Here is a 14069-nt window from a genome sequence, read left to right as displayed (position 1 = left end):
TGCACGGCCATGGTATTTTCCAAAGGAACATGATAAGGAAGATGAAGACCCCATAGGATCTTCATCTCTTTCCTTAATAGACAGAAGTCGAAACTGAGTTGTCCAAGTAGTCTTTAGTTGATGCGTCCTGGCTTGCTTTTACAACAATATAGTCATCTTCCTGGAGGGGAGTTTTGAGAAGAATTGTTGCAGTCCCCGCCGGACCGGTTGTCGTTTCTAAAGTCTCTTCACCACCTGCAGCATAACGAATGGTAATGGTTACCTTACATTTGCCTGGGTTTGTTGTGAGAGCAATATTTCGACTATTATAGTTTGCGCTATCTATCCTTATTTGTATCGCTGATTGACCAAGTATCTTTGTTGTTTCCTTGATTTTTTCAACGACTTTGACGATTTCTTCGGCAGTTTTGCCATCTCCACCATTGTTGATGATGTCCCCGCCGGTCTTGCTGTCTTCTTTGGCCTTGTCAATTTCTTCAGCCGGTTTCTTTTCTTCTACGGCTTTATCGATGGCTTTATCCAAATCATCTTTTGCGTCTTTCAAGTCATCCAAGGCTTTTGCCTTATCCAGTCGATCTTGCAGGTCCTTCTTATCTTTATCGAAGTCGTCTGCGGTGGGATCGGTGGAACCTTCGATTTTATCGATGGCTTCTTGGGCGGCTTGAATGTCTTCAGGTGACGGTTTTTCGCCATTCTTGACCTTGTCTTCTACGGCGGAAACTTTGGTATCGGCGTCCTTCTTGTTCAGGGCGTCGCGCAATTCTTTTTCCGCTTGGTCGACAGCGTCTTGAGTCGGGTCATTGGCGTCATCATTGTCTTCGGCATCTTTAATGATATCGGCGGCCTTATCCATCTTGTCTTTCAAGTTTTTGTCGAAGGGGTTGGCGCCCGGATCGTCGGGCTTCCAGTTGCCGTCTTGTTTGGCCTGATCGACGACGCCGTCGGCTTCCTTCTTGGTTTCCTTGATCTTATCCAGTTCAAGGCCTACTTTCTTGGAGGCTTCGGAGGGGTCTTTGTCTTTGGCAGAGGCCTTGACGGTAACCTTTTGGCCGTCTTTCAAGTCATTGACCGGGACGGTAAATGTACCGTCTGCATTGACGCTTTGACCGGTCTTGCTTTCGATGAGCTTACCATCTTTGTCCGTAACGATGACGTCTACTTTTTCTGCGCCGGGGGCTTTACCGGATACGGTCTTGTCCCCTTGTTTCGGCGTGTTGATTTCAGGTTTGGCCAAGGGGTCTTTGTTGCTGACGATCTTGATGGCCGGTTCGGATTCGTTGCCCGACTCATCATAGACGTTGGCAATGACTTTTTGGCCTTCCTTGAGTTCGGTGTTCGGCAGCGGGATGGAAATTCTGTCCGTATCGTCTACGGTCAGGGGCTTGCCATCGACTTTCCAGGTATCGCCGTCTTTGATTGCTTCGACGGTGGTGACGGGATTGCCGTCTGCCTCGGTGACTTTCACGATGATTTTATTAGCGTCCGGTTCCGTGGGCACTTTCATGGTGACTTGGGTGTCCTTGGTCCGCGGCGGATCCAGCTTCGGTTGCGCCGGAGCTTGCAAGTCGCCGTCGGGTATGCCGTCGCTGTTGGCGTCGGGCAGAACAATCACTGGTTGCTTTGCCGATTCGGTCATCGGTGCCTTGGTCGCGGTCACCTTGGCTTTCGTGCGGTCGGGCAATTTCTTGCCGTCTTGGGTGGCCTTGATGGTGTAGTTACCCTTGTCGTCCGCTACGGCTTCGCCGACAATCGTGCCGTCTACTCTGGCGACAACCCTTGCGCCCGGTGTGGCTGTCCCTTTAATGGTGGTGAAGTTATCTTTCCCCACGTTGAGGGCGGTGGCCGTCGGGGTATCGGTTTGTCCGCCTTGGTAGAGGGCTTCAATTGTGACACTGTTTACTACCGTGTAGTCGTCAGGTTTGGACCAGCCTTCAAAGACATTATCGCCTTTGGCGGTCAAGGTCAGGTTGGCCTTCAATTCGCCGACGGTCTTGGTCTTGGGCAGGACGTCCATAACGACGGTTTCAAGTGTTTTATCGACGCCGTTGATGGTTACCTTAATGGCGCCCTTGGCGCCGTCCGTCTTGAAGGTGGCTCTGACGTAGCCTTCGGGAATCGGTGTGGTCGGATCGTCGGAAATAATCACGTTTTGATTATACGTTGCCGTAACCTCGAGTTTTTTACCTCCTTCCAAGGCAAGTGTATCACTCTTGTCCCAGGATTTAAAGGTATAACCGTCATTTGCCGTAACTTTCGGCTTCTTCACTTCGCCTAAGGTGCGCGTGACGTCTTTCTTCATCAGAACGTCGTAAGCTGTGATTTCGCCTTGGGCAAATTTCCCGTGTTCGCCGGCCTTAAAGACGACGCGGGCGTAGCCTTTAGGAATGTCGGAGTCGGGATCGTCGACGGGTTTTATATCGTCGTTGTAGAGTGCGGTGACTGTAAGCGCTCTGCCTTGGATGTTTTCATCCAGCTTGGTGTCGTCTTTCTTATCCCAGCCGGAGAAGACATTGGTGGCTTTTCCTTGGACCGCCGGCTTGGTCAAATCGCCCAGGGTCTTGTGACCGGCAATGAGGACGTCTTGCGTGGCGGTGCCGGAGGTGATGGTCCCTTTATCCGTCGGGTCAAAGGTGACGCGAACGTAGCCGTCGGGGACGGGTTTGGTCGTGTCGGGATTGGTGATGACGGTTTGTTTATAGAGGGCCAAGACGATCATGTTTTGATCCAGCTTGGTTTCATCCTTCTTGTCCCAACCGATGTGGGTGTAACCGTTATTGGGGATGACGGTGGGTTTGCCCAGGTCTTTCAAGGTCTTGTTGGCGTCCTTCCTTACGTCGTAGAAGGTGGGTTCGCCGCCCTTGAATTGACCGTCGGTGCCGGGAGCGAAGGTGATTCTTACAAAGCCTTCTTGCGGCGGTTTGTTGGGGTCAGTGCCGGGGATAATATCGCCGGAGTATTGGGCGGTGACGTCCATGGACTCGGTGATGAGGGTGTCGTTGCCCTTATCCCACTTGGTGAAGAAGTATCCTTCATCGGCATTGACCTTGGGTTTGTTCAGATCGCCGATGGTTAATTTCGCGGCGATGCGTACGTCGAAGTTGGTCTTGGCGCCGTCTACGAATTCACCGTGTTCGCCTGCATTAAAGATGACGCGGGCGTAACCTGCCGGCGGATTCGGCGTGGTCGGATCTTCGATGATGTCACGGTTGTAAGCTGCGGTAATGATGTTTTCCGCTTCAGTGAAGCTGGTCTTAATGGAGTCGGTGCCGTAGGTCTTGTCGCCAAAGGTCCAGCCGCTGTGGCTGTAGGTGGCATTGGGGATGACCTTGGGTGCCCGAGCGCCTAAGTCCACTTCTGTGTTCTTTCTTACAAAAACTTCAGTCGTTGCGCCGTCTTCAAACTTCCCGTTATCGCCCGGTGCGAAGGTGACTTTCACGAAGCCGTCTTTGGGCTTGGTGGAAATGTCGCCGCCGATAAGGGCGTAGATAACGGTGTCTTGTTCGAATTTGCCGGTGAGGCTGTGGTTCCATCCGTCTAAGGAGTAACCTTCCTTCGTGATCTTAACATCCGGCGCTTTTAAGGTGACTTCTTCCTTAGGATCGACCAGGTATTTTTTCAAACCGCCGGTGATTTTTGCCGCGTCTTTGTCGTAGTCGAAGATTCTAAACTCGACGGTCTTCCAGTTCTTTGGAACCGGTGTCGTATCGCCGGGCAGTTGACCCTTGGATTTGACATTGGCGGTGTATTCTTGGGCGGCGTCGACGGTGAGGTCGAGTACCAGATCAGGTGTCCACTTGGTCTTGCCCTTTTCATAACCTTCGTCGTATACCAGGTTCGGTTCGACAAAGGTGCCGGTGAGCAGTTCTCTCAAGGTCTTATCGGCGGCCGGATTGACGTAGTAGGTGATGATGCGCTTATCCGGGTCTTGACCTTCAAAGTGGGCGTTGGAGCCGGCATTGAAGGTGATGGCAACATAGCCTTTTTCCGGTTTGTTGGAAATGTCGTCCAATGTGTCGTATTGAGCAATGTATTGAACGGTTCCTTCGGCTTTCGGGAATTGTCCCTTAATGGCATCGCCTACTTTAACGACGTCATGCGTCTTGGAATTCATCCAGCCGGTCAGTTTATATCCTTGGTCCGCATCGATTTGCGGCGGTTGAATGGTGACGACTTTTTCCGGATTGGCCCACAGGGAGTAGGTCGGTCCTTGAATGGAAACGAACTTGCCGTGGTTGCCCGCAACAAATTTGATTTCCGTGTAGTTGTCGTTCTTGTTCGGCGTTACGTCCGTGGATGCCATGGACGTCGGTTTAATGGTCATGTTTGCCGTGAATTTTTGGGTCAAATTGGCGGACCAGCCGATGTGCATGTAGCCGGCATCGACGGTAACGTCCGGTGCGGGCAGGCTGACAACTTTGTCCGGGTTGACCCAGTATTCTTTAACGGCGTCTTTGGCAATCTTCACGTGGTCGCCGTCGGCGAAGGTGATGTGTTTAAAGCCTTCGACGGGTGTCGTGGAGATGTCCTTGGGATCGTTGTAGGTGGCTGTGATTTCCGTAGCGGAAGCAAAGGTGGCTTTCAAGGGTTGATTCCAGCCGGTGTGGACATAGCCTTCGTTGGCCTTGATCTTCGGTGCTTTTTCGGTTAAGTCCACTTCTTTGTTTTGTTTTACGTAGACACTGGCGTTGCCACTTGCGATTTTACCTTTATCTCCTGCTTTAAATTCCACCAGGACGAAGCCGTCTTTGGATTCACCGGAAATATCCGAGGTGTAGGTGGCCTTGATGACCGTGTCTTTCGTGTACTTGACGGCCTTGGTAAGGTCTACTGCCGTGCCGTCGACGCTCCATTTGTCGAAGGACCAGTTGGTGTCGGCCTTGACTGTGGGCGCTTTTTTATCCAGAGCGATTTCTTTTTCCGGATTGACGAAGATGATGGTCTTCTTGCCGGTTTCTTCTACTACTTTACCGTGGTCGCCGCCGTCAAATTGAACCATGACGTAGCCGGCTCGCGGTGTCTCGGAGATATCGGGCAGTGCTTCGTATTGAGCGGTGGTGGTAAAGTCTTTGTCGAAGCTGGTGGGAATCAAGGGATTCCACGCTTCGTCTTTTACCTTATAGCCGGCATTGGGGATGGGCGTCGGTTTCGGTACGTCTTTCGAAGCCGTATTCGGTTTCACGTAGAATTTCGACGTGCCTTCCAATTTGCCGTTGGTCCCTGCGCTAAATACGACATCCAGGTAGCCTGCCGGTTTGGTAACGGTTACGCCGTCTTGAACGGGGATAACTTTATCCTTGTCGTAAAGACTTGCCGTTGCCGTGGTGTCTGCCGTTACAATGCTTGCCGCATTTTGATTGTCAGAGTAGGTCCAGGCGGGGTAGCTGACGGCGTATCCTGTCACAGGCTTGATGGTCGGTGCCAAAATGCCGCCCAGCTTGACATTGCCTTTGGGGTTGACGTAATAGGTGGTTTCGCCTTCCAGCTTGGCTTGGTCTGCGTCGGCCTGGAAGGTGACGGTGACGTAGCCCTCGGGCTTGTCGTTGCCGGTACCCGGGATGACGTCCCGCCCTTCTCTGTATTGAGCAAAGACGGAGGCGTCTTGATCAAATTTCTGTCCGGCTGCCGGGAAGGCATTGGTCCCCTCTTTATCAAGAGCCCATGCGTTAAAGGCCTTGTCTGTCGGTGGGGTCAGTCCTCTTTCCGCAACGGCAAAGTCGTTTGTCGTCATGGTGTAGGTCTTCTTTACATAGAAGGAAGACTTGGTGCCTTCGGCGAAGGAACCGCCGTTGGCGTCGAGGCTGACGGTGACGTATTTGTTCGGATCCGGATTGTCCGGTTTGTTCGGGTCATTCGGATCGAAGGGAATGACGTTGTCGTTGGCCTTGTAGCCGGCGTAGATGGTTGCATTTTGAGCAAAGGTCTTGGCGGTAAATTCTTTTGTATTTTTCTGATCTTCCGTCCACTTGTCAAAGGCCTTGTTGACCGGTGCTTCCAGGCCCAGGCGGGCTTGGTCAAAGTCTGCCGGTTTCACTGTATAGGTCTTTAAGACGTAGAAGGACGACTTGGTGCCGGCGGCGAATTGGCCGCCGTTGGCATCGAGGGTTACGGTGACGTAACGCTGATCGTCCGGATTAGGCGTCGGGTTAGGATCGTTGGGATCGAAGGGGATGATGCCCGCATTTTCCGTCACGGTGGTCTTGGCTAAGGGGCTTTCCTTGCCATTTTGAGTGACAACGGCGCCTACTTCTGTGCCCACTTTCTTGGCGGGGCGGATATAGGTGGTGTAGTTGCCGTCTTCACCCACGATGGCGGTGCCAATGGGTGTGCGGATTTCCCTTTCTTCGCTTGTGTCCGGATCTGTTTCCTTGGTGATTTCGTAAATGGTTACCGTAGCACCCGGGTTTTTAGACGTACCGCTGACGGTGGTCGTGCCCGCGTCTTTGTTTTCAGCAACGATGGTGGGCGCATCCGGTGCGGCGTAGTCTTCAACGACCTTAATCATGGACCGGGGATTCAGCATATCGTCCAGGACGATGACTTGCGCCTTGTCCTCCGGATTGAAAATACGGTTGAATCCGACAGAAAGTTTGCCCTCTTTCATGATAAGCGGGTTAAACTTATCATCTTTCCACAGATCGGTGTGGTCTTTATCGCGGGTCAGGGTCTTTTCTTGTCCGCCGACGCGGATAAAGATCTTGGTCGTGTCATCAGTAATGTTCGACAAGGTGAGGGTTTTATTACCCGCTGCCAAAGATTCGACTGTGGGAGATGCCGGTGCCATCACGTCCATAGGAACGGTGAGGGCTTTGGATTCCTTCTTATCTTTTTCTGTTTGGGTAATCCAAACTTTGTCGTGAATATTGGTTCCCACGCCTTGACTGATCAGAATTTCTTGATTGGCTTCAGTGCAGGGCACAATGACCGGTGCGGTGACCGTGGCATTGGTAGGCTCGCTCAGGTAAACCTTGAGGGTGGTGCCTACTTTGCCGCCTGCGATTTTAATCTTATGGCTGTATTCGCTGTAGTCTTTGCTGATCTTATTGGGCACTTGGACGGCGCTAGATACATTGTCCGAGCTGGGTCGGTCGACCACTTCCACGGTCCAGTCTTGTTCCGTCTTGTTGCCGAATTTATCTGTCATGACCAAGGTGACCGTGTTGGTACCTTTGGTGTCGCCGGCTTTACCGGCGGCTTTCCACTTGGTGGCCAGCTGGGTGGTTTGTTCCTTGGTTAAACTCATGGTTTCCGGCAAGCCTTCAAAGCTCGTCAGCAAAGCGTCTTCGTCGGTGGTAATGACCGAGGGCACATTTACTTCTTCCCCGGCGTAGACGGTGAGCTTGTCGGCGGTGATGGCCGGGCCCTTTAAGTCTACTTTGCAGGGAATGGTGGACCGAGAGGGCTTGTAGCCTTCCTGCTCAGCGTAAGCCGCTACGTTGCTGCCGTCTACCAAGTCCGGGTTCTTGGACTTGGGGACGCGGAATACGTAGTAGCTGCCTTCACGGGTGCCGGTGACGTCAGAACCGTCCAGGTTCTTGTAGGCACTCGCTTTTTCCTTGCCCTTTTCAGCCGATGCGTCGAAGAGGGTGAGGACGGCGCCGGCTTGGAATTGTTCCAATTCTTTGGTCGGTGCCAAGGCCTTGATAACCACGTATTCTTCCCCGTTTTTAGTTTCAAGAACATCTTGTTCCAAACCGTTTAAGGACGGGGCGTCTTTTTTGTCTTGAACGACTTCAACGGCAGTGCCGGATTTGTCGTTTACGGTCACGCTGTAGTAGGTTGCGCCTACTTCTTGGCCGGTTTTCAAGTATTTGTACCTGTTTTTGCCTTCCAGATCCAGCTTGAGAACCAGTACTTTTTCGCCGCCATCATCTTTTTCGGTAAGGGTATAGTTGGTTTCGTTTGAAGCATCCCATTTACCCGTACCTTTGTTGACGGTAACGCGATTCCATTTCGTTTTGTTGGTGTCATCCCGCTTGAAAATAATCTTTTCAGCGACTTCCGGCAGATCGAATTCCACGACTTGTACGCGAGGATCTTCCGGTGCCTTTAAGGTGACTTCTTTGTCTTCATTGTAAAGTTTCTTAAAGACCGGGTTGGCCAAGTTGACTTTTACATTGTAGAACTTGGTTTGATAAGCGGGCTTGGTGCCGACAGTAGACTTGTTGGCTTGAGTTTCGGTAATGGCCGTGCCGTCTTCGTAGAGCTTACGAACCGTGGCGCCGGAGAAGGCATCCACTTCGCCATTGCCCTTAGGCACAACCAGGGTTTGAACTTTGGAAATGGATTCGTTGTCCCAAACTTCGCCGGGCTTTTTGTGGAGATTGTCCGCCACGGATGCCCAGATGTTGGTCCATTTTTGGCCGAATCCGTTGTACTTGTCTTTACCGGATTGACCTTGTTCAAATTCTACGGCAATGTAGGAAAGCCGTTTGCCGTAGGCGTCATAGGAGGGCAGGTTCCATTTTAAGGGACCGCCGTTTTTCGGCAGGTCTTTCAGACTGTCATCGACCAGGTAGTAGTTGGCCTGACCGGTAATGGTCGGGTCGTTGGCTTCGGTAACAGCCGTCCGGTATAAGAGACCGATTTGAATGGGTTCTGCCAAGGAGGCATCCGACGGTGGCGTTTCTTGTTGGTTGCCGTGAGCCAGGAATTGCAGGATTTCCTTGACGGTTTTATCCTTGAATTCCGGCTTGGTGGAGTCGTACCAAGACTTGGACAGGGTAACGTCAAAGTAAGGCTTCCAAGCCGCGTAGAGATGGATTTCGTTGTTTTTGTCCGGCGTTATCTCTTCAAAGAGTTTGCCGGCGGCAGCTTGACCGATGCCTTGCGCCTTGGTACGGACGGTGGACAGGTAGTACTTACCGTCTTTACCTTCCCCATCTTTGGCGAGCATCCCCATATTAGAGTACAGGTCTTCGATTTGGACATTGCTGTTGTCTTTAACGGTGGACCAACCGACGAGGTTGTAGCCGGCGCGCTTGCCGAAGATTGCTTGTTCGCCGTCTTTGGTCGCGTAGCCGTTGGGCAGTTTGGCTAAAGGCGAGTAACCGCCCTTGGCCAGTTCGCCATATTGTTCTTCCATGGATGCAATGCCGTCCATGGTGGCCTTGGTCGGCAATTTTTCGTCGTAGGCTACGTCGATCTTTTCAACGCGATCGGTGCCGTCATTGGAGTGAAGGACGATGGTAAAGCCTTGGTTTTCTTCTTCCCATACCGGATAGACCCGATAAGACTTGTTGACGGGTACTGTGCCGTCAAATTTATAGGCCTTGCCTTCGTTCCATTGTTTTACATCAGTAAGTGTTTTTGCATTGGCAAATTCACTTGCGGTGGTCTTTTTCGTGGACCAGCCCTTAAATATAAAGCCTTCGCGAGTCGGCGCCTTCGGCATATTGGCTTCGCCTAGGCCGTTTTCTTTATAGCCTTCTTGCCCCCTGAATTTATCGGAAGAGGGCACTGTGACGGAAAGGTCCTTGTCGCCGTCGTACTTGTCGAATATAATCCGCGCTTTTACCTTTTCAATGGTGGGACGGGATTTGTAGTAGTTGGCGTAGCGGTAAATGGTTTCAAAGGAGAGCTTGTCGTCTTTTTGCATGTTATCAAAGACGCCGTCAAAGTTCGTCGGATAGAATTCGATTTTACCGTCGGAGTTGACCAATTGGGTCTTGGACTTCGCCGGGTCTTTGAAATTCTTGGCAACGACGTAAACATTGCTGTTGGCATTGTTGTAGCCGGTGTCCCCGGTAATCTTTTCGGAATCGGTATAGATGTCGTCAATTTTCGGCGAATTGGTCATGGTCTTTGTCACGCCGAGGGAGTTCATGGACTCGGAGTTTTTAAGGACACCGCCGACGGTTTCATTGTTATCTCTTGTGACAAAGAAAGAGGTGAATTGTAAATCGTCCAGATTGTCAAAAGCTTTCATGAACTTTTCCGGATCGATGTAGTAAATCATGTGGTTGGCAATGGGGCCGTGGGTCATGGAGTAGGCCATGTAGCGACCATTGCTGGCACTCAAATTGCTTCCGTAGGCTTGGGTCGTTTCGGTGACCCAGTTCCAGGGATGGGTATAGCCGGAGACATTGTTCGGAATACGCAGGCGATAACCGGCCAGGCCGCCTTTCGTTCCCGCAAACGAATTCAAGTCCGTAAAGGCAATCCCCCGGTCATTACCCCAAGCCAGGTCACCCCGTTTATAGACGTGGTTAAACTTGGCGTAGACGCCGTTTCGCGGCGCTAAGGTTTCCTTTAATTTTTCCGGGAACAATTGCACGAATTGGGTACGGTCATAGGCTCTAATATCTTCCGTTGTCTCATAAACGTAGTTGACGTGGAGCTCGTTGGTATTCCAATCGATGTAGACATCCGTGTATGCGTTTGACATCACGTCTTGCCGGTAGCTTGAATATTTTGGTGGATTGCTTACCGTATTGTAAGGCACATTCAAGTTGCCGGTGTATTGCATGTAAGCCGGCGAGTCAAAGGCACGGACGTTTGTGTTTTCAATCCCCATGATGTAATCCCGAATGTAGATTTGGGAATAGAGATCATTGGTTTGGGCCATGGTGCGGTGCTCGATTAAATAATTGGTGCCGCTAACTAAATTATGGCCATCCTTCAGGTATAACTTCATGGTTGCCCGTTGATCTTCTTGGGGCGTCCAATCATTTTTGAAAATACGGATCATGGGAATGGACACCGAGTAATCGTCGGTCTTATAAATGTCCTGATCGCCCTTAGCCCTTTCACTTAAATTAAAGGTCCCTCCGGGGCCCGTAATGCTTGACTTGTCCAGGTCCAGATTTTCAAAAAGGACCGGGTCAAAGTGCAGGATTAAGTGGGACCAGCCCACAGCGTTGCGCAAGTTGCTCGCGCTGAAGTTGCGTTCACCGTAAACTTTGCCGACTTGGGTGATTTGTACGTTAATGTACTCACCACTATTATCCCGAACGGTTCCGCCGTACTTGAGGCCGGTGGAGCCGGTGGCGTTCGGCGTCTGGCCGCTGTAGTTGGGCATGAGCGGGAAGTTGCCGGTGGGCCATTGGTTGCTGGTCACCGCACCTCCCGAGGATCTCGGCCCGGTCATCAGTGCGTTCAATCCCATCGGCTGCCCTTGGCTGGCATCAGCGGCAGTGGCAAATAATGGGAGAGACGTCACTAAGAAGACGACAGCAATCAGGGCCGCTAAAATCTTCTTCATCAATACTACCTCCTTTTATGGGTGTATGCATTTGCCGATACGGCATGGGTCCTTGTCATTGTTTGGGTTGCAAGTGCTGTTAAACAAAAGGCGTCCTGTGCATGAACCCGGGACACCGGCGCCGTTTTGGCAAATGGCTTGTGGTGCTCAGCCGCCCCTTCTCCTAGGGACGGCATCGACAAGGTCCGTCTCTTTCCGAGCGCTGACCAGTCAGGTTACCTATAGAATAATAAAAAAACACCATCTGTCTCACTCCCCTCTCTCCTGTGGTATTTCTGTCAGACTTGTGCAACAAGATTTTTTTATTTAGCAAAAGTTTTCACTCTATTTAATAGACTGGGGGCCACCGGGATGACCCTTGGCAGCATTCATGTTAGTGCTATTTATAATGTAACAAGCTCCTGTCATATCATGGGGCTATTTCTTAATGAAACCTGCCCACTCTAATTTGTTTTATAAAATTATTATAAGTGCTTCATTTTAATAACGCAAGTCGATTACCCCCTTTTATTATGCACAAATCAAAAATTTGCAGGTTATGTTCGATTAATTTTACTTATGAATTAAGATGATTATCCCCCACAACAAACCACCCCATCCGGGCGCAGGCTTTGCGCACAGATGGGGTGGTTTGCTCTTTACCTTGCCACAGGTGTCTGTGGCGCAGGGCTTATTCTTTTCGATCGACGGCGCGGATGGCGGCGTCGGCGATGGCTTGGCTGGTGAGGTTATAGGCTGCCAAGAGGTCATCGGGCTTGCCGCTTTGGCCGAACTGGTCATTGACGCCGACCATTTCCATGGGGACAGGGTTTTCCTGGACGACCACTTCAGCGACGGCACTGCCCAGGCCGCCAAAGATGGTGTGCTCTTCTGCGGTGACGATGGCCCCGGTCACATCCGCCCAGTGAAGGATGGCCTCTCGATCGATGGGTTTGATGCTGGCCATGTTGAGTACGGTGGCAGAGATGCCCCGGTCGGCCAGCCGTTCGGCGGCGTCCATGGCCTTGGCGACCATGATGCCGCAGGCGATGAGGGTCACGTCAATCCCTTCCCGCAAAACGCCGGCTTTACCGACGATAAAGGGCTCGCCCGGCTCGGTGATGACGGGCACCTTGGGCCGTCCCAGCCGCATATAGACGGGGCCGTCCACCTCGGCGGCGGCAACCAAGGCTTGGGCGGCTTCAGGGCCGTCGGCCGGAACGAGGACGGTCATATTGGGCAGGGCCCGCATCAGTGCCAGGTCTTCAATCATCTGGTGAGACCCGCCATCTTCGCCGACGGTCAGGCCGGCATGGCTGGCGCAGATTTTCACAGGCAAGTTCGGGTAACAGACCGAATTGCGGATTTGGTCGTAAGCCCGTCCGCAGGCAAAAACGGCAAAGGTTGAGGCAAAGGGCAGGTAGCCGGATGCCGCCAGGCCGGCGGCGGTGCCGATCATATTTTGCTCGGCAATGCCCATATCAAAGAAACGGTCGGGAAAGGCTTTGGCAAAGAGGGATGTTTTGGTTGAGCCGGATAAGTCGGCATCTAAAACGACGACGTCTTCCCGGACCTGTCCCAGGTCTGCCAAGGCTTGCCCGTACGCATCACGTGTTGCTTGTTTATCCATTACTTGCCACCTTCCGCCAATTCTTCCAAGGCTTGCGCCAGCTCATCCTGAGAGGGCGCGCTGCCGTGCCACTTGCATTGGTTCTCCATAAAGGAAACGCCCTGTCCCTTAACCGTCCGCATGACGATCATGTGGGGACGGTCGCCGGAGGCTGCAGAGGCCTGGTCCACCGCCTCGTGAATGGCCTTAAAATCATGGCCGTCAATCACCTGCACGTCCCAGCCGAAGGCGGCGAATTTTTGATCCACCGGCTCCGGGTTCATAACGTCCTTGGTGAAGCCGTCAATTTGCAAACCGTTCACATCCACAAAGGCAATGAGCCGGTTCAGTTTGTAATGGCCGGCCGCCATGGCCGCTTCCCAGACCTGGCCTTCATCCAACTCGCCATCGCCCAGGAGGACAAAGGTGCGGCGGTTTGACCCATCCAGCCGCGCCGCCAGGGCCATGCCAATCGCCGTGGAAAAGCCGGTCCCCAGGCTGCCGGTGGACATTTCCACCCCGGGCACCTTCCGCATGTCCGGATGCCCCTGCAGGGGACTGCCAAGCTTACGCAGGCCCATTAAATCCGCCACCGGGAAAAATCCCCGGTGGGCCAGGGTGGCATACAGCACCGGTGCGGCGTGGCCCTTGGAAAGGACAAACCGGTCCCGGTCCGCCATTTGCGGGTTGGCCGGGTCAAGGGTCATGGCGTGAAAATATAAATAGGTGAGGCATTCTGCGGCGGATAAAGAACCGCCCGGATGCCCGCTGCCGGCTTCCGTAATCATGCGCAATACATCACAGCGAATCGCATCGGCATGCGCCTGCAGCGTCTCCACCCGGATCTTACTCATTCGCTTCCTCCATTTCCTGTACAACAACATTATATGGCCGACAGCCAGGCCGGCCACAGTTCATCAACCGAGCCACCCTCAGCCCTTCCGGCTAAAAGTGCCCCGGCAAAGCATTCGTCTCTAGTATACCAAAAGCGCCCGCCCATGAACACGCCTTTCGCCGATTTCTCCCTGTTTTTTCTGTAAATTTACCCGGCAGCTTGGATAAAGGCCTGTAGGCCAAATTAACCCGGCCTTCTTATCGCATTCGGTCCGGTCACTGAGATGCAAGGCGGGGAATTTTTCCCGGTCAAAGGGAAATCGGCGCCATCCGATAGGCACAAGCCGACCGGGGCCGGCCGGTGGGTCTGTGGTGGGCCGCTTGTCCTTGCCGGCGGGCCGGACGCCCTGCCCGCCGGCATGACCCAAGCCCCCCCTTTGAATCATG

The 14069-nt window shown here is 52.6% G+C and carries 4 protein-coding genes; all 4 read right to left on the bottom strand.

Annotated elements, in window-relative coordinates; translation table 11 throughout:
- Positions 1-73 precede the first annotated feature (73 nt).
- On the bottom strand, positions 74-11200 hold the full coding sequence (locus BLQ16_RS03125) for an InlB B-repeat-containing protein (RefSeq protein ID WP_091791297.1): 11127 nt from the start codon (positions 11198-11200) through the stop codon (positions 74-76).
- Between the two features lie 670 nt (positions 11201-11870).
- Complete coding sequence (locus tag BLQ16_RS03120) at positions 11871-12809, bottom strand: transketolase family protein (protein WP_091791296.1); 939 nt, start codon at positions 12807-12809, stop codon at positions 11871-11873.
- Positions 12809-13642, bottom strand: coding sequence for a transketolase (locus BLQ16_RS03115; RefSeq protein ID WP_091791295.1), 834 nt, complete (start codon positions 13640-13642; stop codon positions 12809-12811). The genes BLQ16_RS03120 and BLQ16_RS03115 overlap by 1 nt, the downstream gene beginning before the upstream one ends.
- 120 nt (positions 13643-13762) lie before the next feature.
- The gene (locus tag BLQ16_RS09750; protein WP_091791294.1) at positions 13763-14050 is read right to left on the bottom strand and encodes a hypothetical protein; all 288 of its coding nucleotides are present in this window, start codon (positions 14048-14050) and stop codon (positions 13763-13765) included.
- Positions 14051-14069 lie beyond the last annotated feature (19 nt).

Origin of the sequence: Peptococcus niger (assembly GCF_900101835.1) — a bacterium.
Taxonomy (GTDB): domain Bacteria; phylum Bacillota; class Peptococcia; order Peptococcales; family Peptococcaceae; genus Peptococcus; species Peptococcus niger.
This window is presented reverse-complemented; position numbering and strand designations above follow the sequence as displayed.